Genomic DNA, 15,857 nt, shown 5'->3' on the forward strand with positions numbered 1-15,857 from the left:
TGACGGCTGTGCAAGGTCTGCTGCTGTCCACTGCGGACACCGAGCTGCTCGCCGCCCGGGCGTCGGGCGCGCCCTGGCGTATCGCCAATCCCGCCCGCCTAGACGCCGGCGACGTCCCCGAGCTGCTGCGAGACGTCGCCTTCGGGGTGGTGCGCCTGCTCGGTGGCCGGCGCACCTGGCCGGAGGGGCTCGACGCGGTGCTCGCCGCGGGCCTGCCGGTGGTGGTGCTGGGCGGGGAGGCGGTGCCCGATGCCGCGCTGCAGGCCGAGTCGACGGTGCCCGCCGGGGTGGCCGGCGAGGCGCTGGGTTACCTGGTCGAGGGCGGCGCGGACAACCTGCGCGAGCTGCACCGGTTCCTGTCGGACACGCTGCTGATGACCGGCGAGGGCTTCGACGCGCCGCGCACCGCGCCCGAGTACGGCGTACGCCCCGGCCCGGCGCACGAGGCCGGACGGCCGACCGTCGGGGTCGTCTACTACCGGGCGCACGAGCTGGCGGGCAACACCGCGTTCGTGGACACCCTGGCCGGGGCGCTGCACGACGCGGGCGCGAACCCGCTGCCGGTGTACTGCGGCTCGCTGCGCGGGGTGCCGGACGGGCTGCGGGACCTGCTGCGCGGCTGCGACGCGCTGATCGTCACGGTGCTGGCAGCGGGCGGCACCGTCGCGGCGGACGCGAGCGGCGGCGGGGACGACGAGGCCTGGTCGGTGGCGGCGCTGGCCGAGCTGGACGTGCCGGTGCTGCAGGCGCTGTGCCTGACCTCGTCCCGGGCGGTCTGGCAGGACTCGGACGCGGCGCTGAGCCCGATGGACGCGGCGATGCAGGTGGCCATCCCGGAGTTCGACGGCCGCCTGATCACGGTGCCGTTCTCGTTCAAGGAGCCGGGCCCGGACGGCATCCCGGTCTACGCGGCCGACCCGGAGCGGGCGGCCCGGGTCGCGGGCATCGCGGTGCGGCAGGCCCGGCTGCGGCACGTCCCCAACGAGCACAAGCGGCTCGCGATCGTGCTGTCCAGCTACCCGACCCGGCACTCGCGGGTCGGCAACGCGGTCGGCCTGGACACCCCCGCCAGCGCCGTGGTGCTGCTGCGGGCGCTGCGCGAGGCGGGCTACGACCTGGGTGAGGGCTTCCCGGAGGACGGCGACGCGCTGATCCATACGCTGATCGCGGCGGGTGGGCACGACGTGGAGTGGCTGACCGAGGAACAGCTCGCGGCTGCCCCGGCGCGGGTGCCGCTGCGCGCGCACACCCGCTGGCTGGACGCGCTGCCCGCGAGCCTGCGCGACGGCATCGTGGCGGCGTGGGGCGAGCCGCCGGGCGAGCTGTACGTGGACCGGGGCGAGATCGTGCTGGCCGCGCTGCGCTTCGGCAACGTGCTGCTGATGATCCAGCCGCCGCGCGGCTTCGGGGAGAACCCGGTCGCCATCTACCACGACCCGGACCTCGCGCCGAGCCACCACTACCTGGCCGCGTACCGGTGGCTGGACGCCGAGTTCGGCGCGGACGCGGTGGTGCATCTGGGCAAGCACGGCACCCTGGAGTGGCTGCCGGGCAAGGGGCTGGGCCTGTCCCGCGAGTGCGCGCCGGACGCGGTGCTGGGGGACCTGCCGCTGGTGTACCCGTTCATCGTCAACGACCCGGGCGAGGGCACCCAGGCCAAGCGGCGCGGGCACGCGGTGATCGTGGACCACCTGGTGCCGCCGATGGCCCGCGCGGAGACGTACGGCGAGATGGCGAAACTGGAGCAGCTGCTCGACGAGTACGCGACCGTGCAGGCGCTCGACCCGACGAAGCTGCCCGCGGTGCGCGCCCAGATCTGGACCCTGATCCAGGCCGCCCAGCTGCACCACGACCTGCACCAGGCCGACATGCCCGGCGCGGACGACTTCGACGACTTCATCCTGCACGTGGACGGCTACCTGTGCGAGGTCAAGGACTCGCAGATCCGCGACGGCCTGCACATCCTCGGCGGCGCGCCCGAGGGCGAGGCGCGGATCAACCTGGTGCTCGCGGTGCTGCGCGCGAACCAGGTGTGGGGCGGCGTGCGCGGGGCGCTGCCGGGCCTGCGGGCGGCGCTGTGCCGCCGGTACGGCCTGGACGAGTCCGCGCTGCTGGCCGAGCCCGGCGCGGCGGTGGCCGTGCCCGCCGACCTGACCGACATCGCCGACGGCCCGGCCCGCACCGGCGCGGACGCCGTCGACCTGATCGAGGGCGTGGCCCGGCGGCTGGTGATCGGCAACGAGACGCTGGGCTGGGAGCCGTCGAAGGTCCCGGCGGTGGTCGCCGAGGTGCTGGGCGGCCCGGACGACGCCGTCGAGGCGGTGCTGCGCTTCGCCGCGACCGAGGTGGTGCCCCGGCTCGACGCCACCGTGGACGAGGTGACCGCGGTGCTCAAGGCGCTGGACGGGCGCTACGTGCCCGCCGGCCCGTCCGGCTCGCCGACGCGAGGCCTGGTCAATGTGCTGCCGACAGGGCGCAACTTCTACTCCGTCGACCCGAAGGCGATCCCGTCGCGCAACGCCTGGGACGTGGGTGTGGCGCTGGCCGACTCGCTGCTGGCCCGGCACCGGCAGGAGACCGGCGAGTGGCCGCGCACGGTCGGGCTGACCGTGTGGGGCACGTCGGCGATGCGTACCCAGGGCGACGACATCGCCGAGGTGCTGGCGCTGCTGGGCTGCCGCCCGACCTGGGACGACGCGTCGCGGCGGGTGACCGGGTTCGCGGTGGTGCCGCCGGCGGAGCTGGGCCGGCCGCGGGTGGACGTGACGGTGCGCATCTCCGGCTTCTTCCGCGACGCGTTCCCGCACGCGGTGGCGCTGATCGACGACGCGGTGCGGGCGGTGGCCGACCTCGACGAGGCCGACGAGGACAACTTCGTGCGCGCGCATGCCCGTGCCGACGAGGCCGAGCACGGCGACCGGCGGCGGGCCACCACCCGCATCTTCGGCTCCAAGCCGGGGGCGTACGGGGCGGGCCTGCTCCCGCTCATCGACGCCCGGAACTGGCGCGACGACAGGGACCTGGCCGAGGTGTACGCGGTCTGGGGCGGCTACGCCTACGGCCGCGACCTGGACGGCCGGGCGGCCCGCGCGGACCTGGAACGGGTCTACCGCCGGGTCAGCGTCGCCGCGAAGAACGTGGACACCCGCGAGCACGACATCGTCGACTCCGACGACTACTTCCAGTACCACGGCGGCATGATCGCGATGGTGCGCTCGCTGACCGGCGCTTCGCCGACCGCGGTGATCGGTGACTCGCACCTGCCCGACAGCGTGAAGACGCGCACCCTGGGCGAGGAGACCAAGCGCGTGTTCCGGGCCCGGGTGGTCAACCCGCGCTGGATCGCCGCGATGAGACGCCACGGCTACAAGGGCGCGTTCGAGCTGGCCGCGACCGTGGACTACCTGTTCGGCTACGACGCCACGGCCGGGGTCGTGGACGACTGGATGTACGAGAAGCTGGCCGCGGCGTACGTGTTCGATCCCGAGGTCCGCGAGTTCATGGAGCGGTCCAACCCGTGGGCGCTGCGCGGCATCACCGAGCGCCTGATCGAGGCCGCCGACCGCGGCCTGTGGGCGGAGCCGGACCCGGCCACCTTGGACGCGCTGCGCCAGGCCTACCTGGAGGCGGAGGGCAGCCTGGAGGGCTGACCCCCGGCCACGCTCAGTCGGCGAGCTGCTTGAGGTAGGCGTACTCGCTGGCGAAGGGCTGGTAACCGAGCCAGTCGTTGACCGCGATCATCGGCGCGTTGGTGTAGTCGTTGCAGGTGATCGCGGTGTGGATGCCGGCCTGCGCGGCCTTGCGCAGGGCGACCGACTTGGCGATCTTCGCCAGGCCCCGGCCGCGGTACTCGCGCAGCGTGCAGGTGCCCGTGGACATGCCCTTGCCGAGGTCGAGGTTGGCCTCCAGGAACGTGGCGCAGGCGGCCACGCCGTCGACCAGCACCACGGTGCCGATGTCGAGTTGCTGGTCGGGGCTGTTCCAGTAGCGGGCCAGCCAGATGTCGTACGGGATGCCGTCGAAGGACATGTCGCCGGGCTCGTCGACCGAGGCGGCCTGGTCCAGGTCGTACACCGTCCGCGGGCCGGCCTCGCGGAGGCTGGCCGTCGTCACGCCGGACGGCAGCGGCGGCAGGGGCGGCAGCTCGGCGGTGTCCAGCTTGGCGTACCGGTCGTGCGCGCCCTGGGCGTAGCCCCGCGCCTCGGCCCAGCGCTGGTCAGCCGGGTCCTCCGTGGCGAAGGCGCGCACCCGGCGGGCGCCGATGGCCCGCAGGTGCTCCTCGATCCGCTGGCAGAGAGCGCTGCCGACGCCCTGGCCGCGGTGGTCGGGATGCACGTCGACCTGGACGTAGCTCGCGCCCGGCTCGGAGGTGGTGACGTTGAAACCGCCGACGGCGCTGCCCACGGCCTGCCCGTCGCGCAGGGCCAGCAGCCGCAGCACGCGGGCCTTGGGGAGAGTCGTGCGCCACCACATCTCCTGCTGCGCCACGCTGGAGATGAACCAGCCGAACGACGCGTAGCGGATGTGCGCCTGCGCCGGCACGTCCTCGATGGTCATCTCGCGGATGTGGAGTTCATTCGTCACCCTGCCTGTCTAACAGCGAGGGCAAGCGATTTACCGGTGGCGCCCGCGCCGTTGCGGGCGCCACCGGGGGTCTTCCTAGAGGGTCAGCGTCCAGCTGTTGACGTAGCCGACGTCACCGGAGGCCGCGTCCTGCACCCGCAGCCGCCAGGTGCCGTTGGCCGCCTCGCTCGACAGGTTCACGGTGTAGGTGGTGTCGATGTTGTCGGTGCTGCCGCCCGACCGGTTGTGCAGCGTGTACGCGGTGCCGTCCGGCGCCAGCAGCGACACCACCAGGTCACCCTTGTAGGTGTGCACGACGTGCACCTCGGCCGTCGACGTCGACGACGCGTTGCGGTTGCAGCCCGCGATGGTGATGTCGCTGTAGACCGTGGCCACGTCGACGATGGTCACGTCGGTCGGGTTGGTGCCGGTGCAGCCCGGCGCGCCGTTCACGGTCAGCGAGTAGGTGACCGTCCGGGTGGCCCCGCTGCCCGTGCCGATGACCGTGACCGCGTAACTGCCCGCCGGGGTCGACGCGCTGGTGCTGATCGTCAGCGTCGACGAGCCGCCCGCGGTGACCGACGACGGGCTGAACGACGCGGTCGCCCCGCTCGGCAGGCCGCTCGCGGTCAGGTTCAGGGTCTGCGCGACGCCGTTGGTGACGGCGGTGCTGATGGTGGAGGTCAGCGAGCCGCCCGGGTTGACCGAGCCGAAGGCCGGCGCGGCCGCGATCGAGAAGTCGTTCGCCGCGGTGCAGTACTGCGCCTGCTTGCCGATGGCCCGGAACGGGCAGTCGGCGTACTCGGACAGGATCAGCACGGCCGTCTTGTTGCGCGAGGTCTGCGCCGCGATGACCTCGTCCGGCGGGTAGAAGCCGGGGCTGGACGACTTGGGGTACATCTCGAAGGTGTACGTCCACACCCGCTGGTCGCCCCACAGCCAGTCGGTGATGTCGCCGTCGGTGACGTACAGGTCGCTGCCCTGCTCGGCGGTGTAGGAGTTGGTCGCCGACATCTGCTGGCCGATGTTGGCGAACGTGTTGCGCTCGTCGGTGGTCATGCCCGGGTTCACGGTGTCGGCGGTGGTGTACCCGAACGGCCACAGGATCAGCTCGCCGTAGGTGTGGAAGTCGATGTTCGCCTTGATCTGCTGCACGCCGCCGACCCGCCGGGACAGCACGAAGTCGCGCAGCACGGCCGCCTCGGGGGTGGAGAACGCCGACGGGCCGCGGTAGGTCTCACTCGACGCGCTGCCCGAGGAGCCGCCGCAGCAGCCCCACTTGTAGCCGAAGTTGCGGTTGATGTCGGTGCCGATCGCCGAGGAGCCCGAGTTGGGCTGCCGGTTCTTGCGCCAGGAGCGGTAGGAGCCGGTGGCGATGTCGTACTCGCCGCCGTCGGGGTTGAGGTCCGGCACGATCCAGATCTCGCGCGAGTCGACCACCGCGCGCACCCGGCTGTCCGTGGTGTACGCGTCGGTGAACAGGTTGGCCAGGTAGAGCGCCATCTCGACGGTGAGGTGCTCGCGGGCGTGCAGGTGCGCGTTGAACAGGATCTCGGGCTCGTCCTCGTCGGTGGCGACGTTGTCGGAGATCTTCAGCGCGACGATCTGGCGGCCCTCGTACGAGGTGCCGATGACGCTCTTGCGGACCAGCGTCGGATGGTCCGCGACGATCTGGTTGAGCTCGGCGTTCATCTCGGCGTAGTTGTGGTAGCCGCCGTCGGCCGACGGGAAGTCCAGCGGCACCGCGTTCGGTCCGGTGACCCGCGACGACGGCGGGGGCAGCAGTTCCAGGCCGAAGCCGAGGCGGCGGATGCGGTCGGCCTCGGCCGCGTTCGCGGTGATGTAGATGATGCCGTGCTCGATGAGGTCGATCGCCGCTCCGGTGCCGGCGACCGCGTTGCGGTCGTCGAAGGTCCTCGGGCCGGTGACCTTGTACTGCTGGGATCCGGCGAGGGTGAGGTCGTCGGCGGGCGCGCCGCCGGCCGGGCCGGGCACGATCAGGGCCACGCCGGTGGCCAGCGCGGTGAGGACTAGCGCGAGTCTGCGCACGGGATTACCTCCGAGGGGGTAGGTGGAGGCGCGAGTTCTGGCGGAAGGCCCGGCCCCGCTGGTCGCGGAGCCGGGCCCGGGGTGGTGCGACGGACTCAGAGGGTGAGCGTCCAGGAGTTGATGTAGCCGGTGTCGATCGAGGCGGCGTCGCGGGCGCGCAGGCGCCAGGTGCCGTTCTTGACCTCGGAGGACAGGTTCACCGTGTAGATGGTGTCGATGTTGTCCGTGCTGCCGCCGGAGCGGTTGTGCAGGTTGTACACCGAGCCGTCCGGCGCGACCAGGTCCACGATCAGGTCACCCTTGTATGTGTGCACGATGTGCACCTCGACCTTGGACGTCGTCGAGCCGTTGCCCGTGCAGCCGGAGATCGTGATGTTGCTGTACACGCCGGTGGTGTTGTTGTCGGGGATGCTGACGTCGGTGCCGTTGGTGGCCGCCGCGCAGCTGCCGACCGGGTTGACCGTCCAGGTGAACGAGGCGGTGCCGGTGCCGCCGGCGCTGTCGTTGACGGTGACGGTGACGGTGTAGGTGCCCGCGGTGCTGGGCGTGCCGGTGATCTGGCCGGTCGACGAGTTGATCGACGTGCCGGCCGGCAGGCCGCTGGCCGACCAGCTGTACGGCGACGTGCCGCCGGACGCGGAGCTGTTCAGGGTGACCGCGTTGCCGACGGTGGTCGACTGGTTGCCCGGGCCGGTGACGGACACGCCGCCCGGTGCCCCGCCGAGGGAGACCGCCGCGTTGTAGATGTCGGTGGCGAAGTAGCGGACCTCGGTGTACACACCCGGGTTCTGCGGGCGGGCACAGCCGATGCCCCAGCTCACGATGCCGATCTGGATCCACTCGTTGCTGGCGTTGCGCTTGACCATCGGGCCGCCGGAGTCACCCTGGCAGGTGTCCACGCCGCCGGAGGTGTAGTTGCCGGCACAGATCTCCTCGTTGAAGATCAGGCCCGAGTAGCTGCCGCCCGCGCCCTGGCACTGGGTGTCGCTGATGAACGGCACCTGCGCCTTGAGCAGGTAACGCTGCTGGCCGCCGCCCTCGGTCGCGGCGCCCCAGCCCATCACCTGGAAGTTGCCGCTGTGCAGCGACGTGTCCGTGGCGATCTTCAGCAGCGGGGCGGCGGTGATCGGGCTGGACAGGCGGATCAGCGCCCAGTCCTTGCCGTTGCCGTTGTAGCCCGGCGCGCGGTAGACGTAGTTGGAGGTGCGGGTGGTCCGGGTCGGATCCTGCAGGTCGACCACGCCCCAGGTGGCGGTGATCGAGGTGTTGTTGCCGGTCGCGCCGACGCAGTGCGCCGCGGTGAGCACCAGGCTCGGGGTGTACATCGCACCGCCGCAGCCCATGGACAGGCGCACGATCCACGGGAACTCGCCCTGCGCGGCCGGGGTGCCGCCCACGACCTGCGGTGTGATCGGGCCGGGGTCGGCGGCCGGCGCGGCCTGCGCCGGGACCGCGGCCGAGCCCAGGGCGAGCATGGCACCGGCCAGCGCGATCGCGCCGGCACGCAGTGCCGTTCGTAGTGAATTCCGCACAGGATCCTCCCAAGGTCCACCCGGCGCCGAGCGCTTCTGGCGCCGGATCGCCGGAGAGTTTCCCTGGAAGCTAGCGGAAGACAACGATACATAGCAATATCGAAGTTGATTGTTACGTACTGATGTCGCGGCGAGCCGCGGCCGTGACACTCGCCTCCGGACGGGCGACCCGCTTTGACGCGGCGCACCGCGTCCGTCACGATGACCGGTGAGCGGCAGTGGAGGAACCCGGTGCGAATCCGGGGCGGTCCCGCCACTGTCACCGGGGAGCGACCCCTCCCGAACGGCGCCGTCGGCATGACGCGTGCCGTTTCGGCACCAGGCCACGGCCGTTGACACGGTTGGAAGGCCGAGGGGAAGCGTCGATCCGGGAGCCAGGACACTCCGGCCGCTCGCGACGCCGCACGGCGTCGTGACGTCACCGACGCCGGAGGGCGGCCCTCGGTGGTGCGCCGTTCCGGCGCGCCGCGGGGACGGGCCACCGGCGGAGTTCGCGGGCGAGGAAACCCGCGGAGAGGACTCGCGCATGGGCTCGTGCCTGGGCGGGACATGACCCCGCCGTACCCGTTCGCAGCCGTCGTCGGCCTGGCCGACCTGCGGCTCGCCCTGCTGCTCAACGCCGTCTCGCCCGCCATCGGCGGGGTGCTGGTGCGCGGCGAGAAGGGCACCGCCAAGTCCACCGTCGTACGCGCCCTGGCCCGGCTGCTGCCCAGCATGGACGTCGTCGCCGGGTGCCGGTTCGGCTGCGACCCGGCGTCGCCCTACGGCGCGTGCCCGGACGGGCCGCACAGCGCCGGTCAGGACGCCGGTCAGGGCGTCGTTGTCCGGCGCGCCAGGCTGGTCGAACTGCCCGTCGGGGCCACCGAGGACCGGCTCGTCGGCGCGCTCGACCTGGAGCGCGCGCTCACCGCGGGGCAGGCCGCGTACTCGCCGGGCCTGCTGGCCGCGGCGCACCGCGGCGTGCTCTACGTCGACGAGGTGAACCTGCTCCACGACCACCTGGTGGACCTGCTGCTCGACGCCGCCGCCATGGGCGAGGCGTACGTGGAGCGCGACGGCGTCTCGGTGCGCCACGCCGCCCGGTTCCTGCTGGTCGGCACCATGAACCCGGAGGAGGGCGAGCTGCGCCCGCAGCTGCTCGACCGGTTCGGGCTGGCGGTGCAGGTGCGCGCCCCGCGCGAGCCGCGCGAGCGGGTGGAGGTGGTGCGGCGGCGGCTGGCGTACGAGGCCGACCCGGCCGCGTTCGCCGCGCGCTGGGCCGACGCCGACGCCGAGCTGGCCGAGCGCATCGACATCGCCCGGCGGCGGCTGCCCGCGGTGGGGCTGCCCGACGCGGAGCTGACCCGGATCGCCCACGTGTGCGCCACGTTCGAGGTCGACGGGCTGCGTGCCGACCTGGTGGTGGCCCGCGCCGCGCTGGCCCTGGCCGCCTGGCACGGCCGGGACCGGGTCACCGCGCAGGACGTGCGCGACGCGGCCCGGCTGGCCCTGCCACACCGCCGCCGGCGCGACCCGTTCGACGCCCCCGACCTGGACGAGCAGGCGCTGGAGGACGCGCTGAACAGCGCGCCCCCGCCCGCGGACGCCGACGGAGCCCGTGACGGCGGCGACCCTGGCGGGCCCGACGACGCGGACGACCGCGACCGGCGCGGCGACGGCCCGGACGGTGGCCTCGGCAGCGGCTCGGACGGCGCGGCCGAGCGGGACGGTGACGGCGACCTGGACGGCGACGGCTCCGGCCCGGACGACGGGCCGGACGGGCCCGACGATGACGGGCCGGACGGCGGTCCGGGGCAGGGCGGGCCCGGTGGTGCGGTCCCCGATGAGGACGGCACGCCGCTGCGGCCGGTGCCGCACGGGGACACGCGGCAGCGGGACGGGGTCGACGAGGGGCGTTACGCGTCCGCGGGGCAGCAGCACGCCGAGGCGGCCGCGCCGCGGCGGGCGCGGCTGTTCGCGGTGAAGGGGACCGGGGAAGGGGCGGCGGGGCGGCGCTCGCCCGCGTACACCCGGATGGGCCGGACCGTCGGCGCGCGGGTGCCCGGCGGCACGCTGACCGCGCTGCACCTGGCGGCGACCGTGCGGGCCGCGGCCCGGCAGCAGCAGGCCCGCGGCCGGGCCCCCGGCGGCCCGCTGCGGCTGGCCGCGGCCGACCTGCGCGAGCCGGTGCGGCAGGGGCGCGAGTCCAACCTGGTGCTGTTCTGCGTGGACGCCTCCGGCTCGATGGCGGCCCGGCGGCGTATGGGCGCGGTGAAGGGCGCGGTGCTGTCCCTGCTGCTCGACGCGTACCAGCGGCGCGACAAGGTCGGCCTGGTCACCTTCCGGGGTAGTGAGGCGGCCCTGGCGTTGCCGCCGACGTCCAGCGTGGAGGCGGGCGCGGCGCGGCTGCGCGAGCTGCCCACCGGCGGACGCACCCCGCTGGCCGCCGGCCTGCGCCGGGCAGCCCACACGCTGCGGGTGGAGCGCCTGCGCGACCCGCACCGGCGAGCGCTGCTGATCGTGGTGACCGACGGTCGGGCCACCGCCGGGGCCGACCCGGTCGGCGAGGCCATGCGCATCGCCGACGGGCTGGCCGCGGGCGGCGTGTCGGCCGTGGTCGTGGACTGCGAGTCCGGGGTGGTCCGGCTCGGGCTGGCCGCCCGCCTGGCCGCGCGGCTCGGCGCGGAGCACGTGCCGCTGGCGGAGGTGACCGCCCAGGGCCTGGCCGGGGTGGCGCGCCGCGACCGGCGCAGGGCGGCGTGATGACGGTGCGGATGACGGGAGAACGCTGATGCCGCAGGGCAAGCCGGAGACGGTGCCCGACGACGGGCTGACCACGCGGCAGCGCCGGAAGTCTCCGGTGCTGGCCGTGCACACCGGGATCGGCAAGGGCAAGTCGACCGCGGCGTTCGGGATGGCGCTGCGGGCCTGGAACGTGGGCTGGCCGATCGCGGTCTTCCAGTTCGTGAAGAGTCCCAAGTGGCGGGTCGGCGAGGAGGCGGCGTTCCGGGCGCTGGGCCGCGCGCACGACGAGTCGGGCGCGGGCGCGCCGGTGACCTGGCACAAGATGGGCGAGGGCTGGTCGTGGCTGGCCCGGCCCGGCGACGAGCGCGACCACGCCGCCGAGGCGGCCGAGGGCTGGGCGCAGGTCAAGCGCGACCTGACAGCGCAGCGTTACGGCTTCTACGTGCTGGACGAGTTCACCTATCCCATGCACTGGGGCTGGGTGGACACCGCCGACGTGGTCGACACGCTGCGTGCCCGGCCCGGCTCCCAGCACGTCGTCATCACCGGCCGGTATGCCGCGCCGCCGCTGCTGGAGCTGGCCGACCTGGTCACCGAGATGGGCAAGGTGAAGCATCCGATGGACGCGGGACGCAAGGGCCAGGCGGGGATCGAATGGTGAAGCGCGAGGAGCGAGCGAAGCGAGCCCCGCAGTCGCGAACGGACAGGTCATGGTGAAGCGCGAGGAGCGAGCGAAGCGAGCCCCGCAGTCGCGAACGGACAGGTCATGGTGAAGCGCGAGGAGCGAGCGAAGCGAGCCCCGCAGTCGCGAACGGACAGGTCATGGTAGGGGTGCCCAGGGTCGTGATCGCAGCGGCGGCGTCGGGGCACGGGAAGACGACCGTGGCGACGGGGCTGCTGGCGGCGCTGACGGCGCGGGGGATGACCGCGGCCGGGTTCAAGGTCGGGCCGGACTACATCGACCCGACGTACCACTCGCTGGCCTGCGGGCGGCCCGGCCGCAACCTGGACCCGTCGCTGGTCGGCGAGGACCTGGTCGCGCCGCTGTTCGCGCACGGGGCGGCCGGGGCGCAGGTGGCGGTCGTGGAGGGCGTGATGGGCCTCTACGACGGCCGGTCGGGCGAGGGCGACTTCGGCTCGACCGCGCACGTGGCGCGGCTGCTGGACGCGCCCGTGGTGTTCGTGGTGGACGCGACCGGCCAGGGCCGGTCTGTCGCCGCGCTGCTGCACGGCTTCCGCTCGTTCGGCTCGGCGCGGCTGGCCGGGGTGGTGCTCAACCGGGTCGGTTCCGACCGGCACGCGCAGATCCTGCGCGAGGCCTGCGAGGAGGTCGGCACGCCGGTGCTGGGCGTGCTGCGGCGCGCCGGCGCGGTGGCCGTGCCGTCGCGGCACCTCGGGCTGGTGCCCGCGGCCGAGCGCAGCGGCGCGGCGGTGGACGCCGTGGCGGCCATGGGGGCGCTGGTCGAGGACGGCGTCGACCTGGGCGAGATGCTGGCCGTGGCGCACAGCGCACCGCCGCTGGCGGTGACACCGTGGTCGGCGGCCGACGCCGTGCGGGCCGGGACCGGCGAGCCCGCAGCGCCTGACGAGGCGGTCGGCGACCGCCCGGTGATCGCGGTGGCGGGCGGTCCCGCGTTCACGTTCGGCTACGCCGAGCAGGCCGAGCTGCTGCGCGCCGCCGGGGCCGAGGTCGTGCACGTCGACCCGCTGCGCGCCGAGGCGCTGCCGCGGGGCACCGCCGGGCTGGTGGTGGGCGGCGGCTTCCCCGAGGTGTACGGCGATGAGCTGGCCGCCAACAAGCCGCTGCGCGACGCGGTACGCGAACTCGCCGCCGCGGGCGCGCCGGTCGCCGCCGAGTGCGCGGGGCTGCTGTGGCTGGCCCGGTCCCTGGACGGGCGGGAGATGTGCGGGGTGCTCGACGCCGAGGCGGTCATGACCGAGCGGCTCACGCTGGGCTACCGCGACGCGGTCGCGGTGTCCGGCAGCGTGCTGGCCGACGCGGGCACCCGGGTCACCGGGCACGAGTTCCACCGCACCGCGGTGACCCCGGCGGCCGGTCCGTCGCCCGCCTGGGCGTGGCGCGGGCAGCCCGCCGAGGGCTTCGTCCAGGGCGGCGTGCACGCGTCGTACCTGCACCTGCACTGGGCCGGGCAGCCGGGCTTCGCGCGCCGGATGGTGCGTGCCGCATGCGCCTGATCGGGGTGGGAGTCGGGCCCGGCGACCCGGAACTGGTGACGCTGCAGGCGGTGCGCCTGCTGCGCGAGGCCGACCGGGTCTTCGTGCCCGTGATGGACCCGGCCGAGCAGGGCCGGGCCGAGGCGACGGTACGCGCGCACGCCGGCCACGACCGCGTCGAGCGGCTGGTGTTCGCCCTCAACGAGCGCGACGACGCGCGCCGCCGCGAGTCCCACTGGGACGCCGCCGGTGAGCGCGTCGCCGACTGGCTGCGCGAGACCGGCGGCACCGCCGCGTTCGCCACCATCGGCGACCCCAACGTGTACTCGACCTTCGGCTACCTCGCCGCGACGGTCCGTGCCCTGCTGCCCGAGGTGCAGGTGCGGACCGCGCCCGGGATCACCGCGATGCAGGCGCTGGCCGCCGCCGCCGGGGTGCCGCTCGCCGAGGGCGTCGAGCCCCTGGTGCTGGTGCCGCTGGCCCGGGGCGCGACGGCGCTGTCGGCCGCCCTGGCGTACGCGCAGGACGGGACGGTGGTCGCGTACAAGGGCGGCCGCCACCTGGCGGACGTGGCCGCCGCGGTGAAGGAGGCCGGGCGGCTCGACGACGCCTTGCTCGGCACCCGGCTGGGCCTGCCGGGCCAGAGCGTGACGCCGCTGGCCGAGGCGGTCGAGGCGCCGTACCTGTCGGCGGTGCTGGTGCCCGGCCGCCGCGACGCACGAGGGGGAAAGCTGTGAAGGTCGTCTTCATCGGAGCCGGGCCGGGCGCGGCCGATCTGCTCACGCTGCGCGGCGCGGCCGCGATCGCCGCCGCCGACGTGGTGGTCTGGGCGGCCAGCCTGGTCCACCCGGACGTGCTCGGACATGCCCGGCCGGGGGCGCGGATCGTGGACTCGGCGGCGCTGACCCTGGAGCAGACGCTCGACCTCTACCGCGAGGCCGCCGCGCGCGACCTGGTGGTGGCGCGGATCCACTCCGGCGACCCGGCGCTGTGGGGCGCGCTCGGCGAGCAGCTCGACGCATGCCGGGAGCTGGGCCTGCCCACCGAAGTGATCCCCGGGGTGTCCTCGTTCACCGCGGTCGCCGCGGCGGTGCAGCGCGAGCTGACCGTGCCCGAGGTGGCGCAGTCGGTGGTGCTGACCCGGCTGGAGGGCGGCAAGACGCCGATGCCGGAGCGCGAGTCGGTACGCGCGTTCGCCGCGCACGGCGCGACGATGGCGGTGTTCCTGTCCGCGGCCCGGTCCGGGCAGCTCGCGGCCGAGCTGCTGGCGGGCGGGTACACGGCGGACACGCCGGTGGTGGTGGCCTATCGGGTGACCTGGCCGGAGGAGCTGATCGTGCGCTGCACCGTCGGCACCCTGGAGGCCGCGGTCAAGGAGCACAAGCTCTGGAAGCACACGCTGTTCCTGGTCGGGGCCGCCCTCGGCGAGGCCGCGGGCACCCGCAGCCACCTCTACCACCCCGGCCACTTCCACGGCTTCCGCCGCGCCGATCCGGCGGCCCGGGTCGCCCTGCGCGCGGGGCGGGCCGAGGCAGCGGACGCCGGGCGAGCGAGTCATGACTGAGCAGCTGGACCCCGGTGACCTGGCGGCGGAGGCAGCGGCCGCGCCCGGCGTGCCCCCGCGGCGGCCGGCTCGCGGGCGCGTGCGCAAACAGGCCTCCGGCGAGACCGGGCCGGACGGCCCCGAGCTGCGCGAACCTGACCTGCCGCGGACCGCGAAGGATCGACCGAAGGCGCTGCGGACCGGGTGGACCACGGGCACCTGCGCGTCGGCGGCGGCCAAGGCGGCCACGGAGTTGCTGGTCGGCGGGGTGCCGCCGCGCTGGGTCGAGGTGGCGCTGCCGTCGGGGCGGCGGGTCACCTTCGCCGTCGCGGAGTCGGTGCTGGACGGTGACGCGGCCCGCGCGGTCGTGGTCAAGGACGCGGGCGACGACCCGGACGTGACGCACGGAGCCCGGCTGACCGCGACCGTGCGCTGGCTGGACGGTGCGGGTGTCGCGCTGCGCGGTGGCTCCGGCGTCGGCACCGTGACCAGGCCGGGGCTGGGCCTGGATGTGGGCGGCCCGGCGATCAACCCGGTGCCCCGCCAGATGATCACGCAGGCGGTCGCCGAGGTGGCCGGCGGGCGCGGCGTCGAGGTCGTGATCTCGGTGCCGGACGGCGAGCGGATGGCCCGCAAGACGACCAACCGGCGGCTGGGCATCCTCGGCGGCATCTCGATCCTGGGCACCACCGGCATCGTGCGGCCGTTCTCCACCGCCTCGTGGCGGGCGAGCGTCATGCAGGCCGTGCAGGTCGCCGCGGCGCAGGGTGAGCAGACGATCGTGCTGTGCACCGGCGGGCGCACCGAGGCGGGCGCGATGGCGCTGCTGCCCGGCCTGCCCGAGGTGTGCTTCGTCGAGGTCGGCGACTTCACCGGGGCGGCGCTGCGGACCGCGGCCGAGCGGGGCATGACCGGGGTCGTCTTCGTCGGCATGGCCGGCAAGCTGACCAAGCTCGCCGCCGGGGTGCTGATGACGCACTACACCCGTTCCGCCGTGGACACCGTGCTGCTGGGCCAGGTCACCACGGCGGTGGGCGGCTCGGCCGCGCTGGCCGAAGAGGTCGGCGGGGCGAACACCGCGCGGCATGCGTACGAGCTGTGGGAAGCGGCGGGCCTGCTGCGCGCCGCGGGCGACGTGCTGTGCGCGCGGGTGCGCGACGTCCTGGTCCGCTTCGGCAAGGGCGCGCTCCGGGCCGATGTCGCGATGGTGGACTTCACCGGGAAGACGGTCGTGGCCGCGACCAGGCCGGAGTGGGTGTCATGAGCCGGGC

Annotated in this window: 10 protein-coding genes and 1 riboswitch; of the genes, 7 read left to right on the plus strand and 3 right to left on the minus strand. The window is 74.4% G+C overall.

Features of this window, described 5'->3' with window-relative positions; translation table 11 throughout:
• Nucleotides 1-8 precede the first annotated feature (8 nt).
• Nucleotides 9-3,650: a cobaltochelatase subunit CobN gene (cobN, locus tag HAV39_RS19385; RefSeq protein ID WP_191840730.1), complete on the plus strand. Its 3,642-nt coding sequence runs from the start codon at nt 9-11 to the stop codon at nt 3,648-3,650.
• A 13-nt stretch (nt 3,651-3,663) separates the two neighbouring features.
• On the opposite strand, the gene HAV39_RS19390 is transcribed toward cobN, so the two are convergent.
• The 3 genes from HAV39_RS19390 to HAV39_RS19400 form a co-directional block, all read right to left on the minus strand.
• Nucleotides 3,664-4,584 (minus strand): GNAT family N-acetyltransferase, encoded by a 921-nt coding sequence (locus HAV39_RS19390; protein ID WP_191840612.1) that lies wholly within the window; start codon nt 4,582-4,584, stop codon nt 3,664-3,666.
• Between the two features lie 75 nt (nt 4,585-4,659).
• Complete coding sequence (locus HAV39_RS19395; RefSeq protein WP_373311730.1) at nt 4,660-6,612, minus strand: M14 family metallopeptidase; 1,953 nt, start codon at nt 6,610-6,612, stop codon at nt 4,660-4,662.
• Between the two features lie 95 nt (nt 6,613-6,707).
• Nucleotides 6,708-8,144 carry a trypsin-like serine protease gene (locus HAV39_RS19400; protein ID WP_239120517.1) on the minus strand — a complete coding sequence of 479 codons (1,437 nt, stop codon included), beginning with the start codon at nt 8,142-8,144 and terminating at the stop codon, nt 6,708-6,710.
• A gap of 221 nt (nt 8,145-8,365) precedes the next feature.
• A riboswitch (cobalamin riboswitch) is annotated at nt 8,366-8,529 on the plus strand.
• A gap of 164 nt (nt 8,530-8,693) precedes the next feature.
• Between HAV39_RS19400 and HAV39_RS19405 the strand changes: the two genes are divergently transcribed.
• The 6 genes from HAV39_RS19405 (at nt 8,694) to HAV39_RS19430 (ending at nt 15,850) form a co-directional block, all read left to right on the plus strand.
• Nucleotides 8,694-10,886, plus strand: coding sequence for a VWA domain-containing protein (locus tag HAV39_RS19405; protein ID WP_191840613.1), 2,193 nt, complete (start codon nt 8,694-8,696; stop codon nt 10,884-10,886).
• Nucleotides 10,887-10,914: 28 nt separating this feature from the next.
• Nucleotides 10,915-11,529 carry a cob(I)yrinic acid a,c-diamide adenosyltransferase gene (gene cobO, locus HAV39_RS19410; RefSeq protein ID WP_191840614.1) on the plus strand — a complete coding sequence of 205 codons (615 nt, stop codon included), beginning with the start codon at nt 10,915-10,917 and terminating at the stop codon, nt 11,527-11,529.
• A 161-nt stretch (nt 11,530-11,690) separates the two neighbouring features.
• A complete protein-coding gene (locus tag HAV39_RS19415; protein ID WP_191840615.1) occupies nt 11,691-13,064 on the plus strand; it encodes a cobyrinic acid a,c-diamide synthase CobB in 1,374 nt (457 codons plus the stop codon).
• Nucleotides 13,055-13,780, plus strand: a complete 726-nt coding sequence (gene cobI / locus HAV39_RS19420; RefSeq protein WP_191840616.1) for a precorrin-2 C(20)-methyltransferase — start codon at nt 13,055-13,057, stop codon at nt 13,778-13,780. The genes HAV39_RS19415 and cobI overlap by 10 nt, the downstream gene beginning before the upstream one ends.
• A complete protein-coding gene (gene cobM / locus HAV39_RS19425) occupies nt 13,777-14,607 on the plus strand; it encodes a precorrin-4 C(11)-methyltransferase (RefSeq protein ID WP_191840617.1) in 831 nt (276 codons plus the stop codon). The genes cobI and cobM overlap by 4 nt, the downstream gene beginning before the upstream one ends.
• Nucleotides 14,600-15,850, plus strand: a complete 1,251-nt coding sequence (locus HAV39_RS19430; protein WP_191840618.1) for a cobalt-precorrin-5B (C(1))-methyltransferase — start codon at nt 14,600-14,602, stop codon at nt 15,848-15,850. The genes cobM and HAV39_RS19430 overlap by 8 nt, the downstream gene beginning before the upstream one ends.
• The last annotated feature ends 7 nt before the right edge of the window (nt 15,851-15,857 follow it).

This window comes from Catellatospora chokoriensis, from assembly GCF_011297315.1.
Lineage (GTDB): Bacteria > Actinomycetota > Actinomycetes > Mycobacteriales > Micromonosporaceae > Catellatospora > Catellatospora citrea.

Excerpts from the sequence above, each read along its gene's own strand:
- HAV39_RS19405 (WP_191840613.1), top strand. The coding sequence starts at position 8,694 with ATGACCCCGCCGTACCCGTTCGCAGCCGTCGTCGGCCTGGCCGACCTG.
- cobO (WP_191840614.1), top strand. The coding sequence starts at position 10,915 with ATGCCGCAGGGCAAGCCGGAGACGGTGCCCGACGACGGGCTGACCACG.
- HAV39_RS19415 (WP_191840615.1), top strand. The coding sequence starts at position 11,691 with ATGGTAGGGGTGCCCAGGGTCGTGATCGCAGCGGCGGCGTCGGGGCAC.
- cobI (WP_191840616.1), top strand. The coding sequence starts at position 13,055 with ATGCGCCTGATCGGGGTGGGAGTCGGGCCCGGCGACCCGGAACTGGTG.
- HAV39_RS19430 (WP_191840618.1), top strand. The coding sequence starts at position 14,600 with ATGACTGAGCAGCTGGACCCCGGTGACCTGGCGGCGGAGGCAGCGGCC.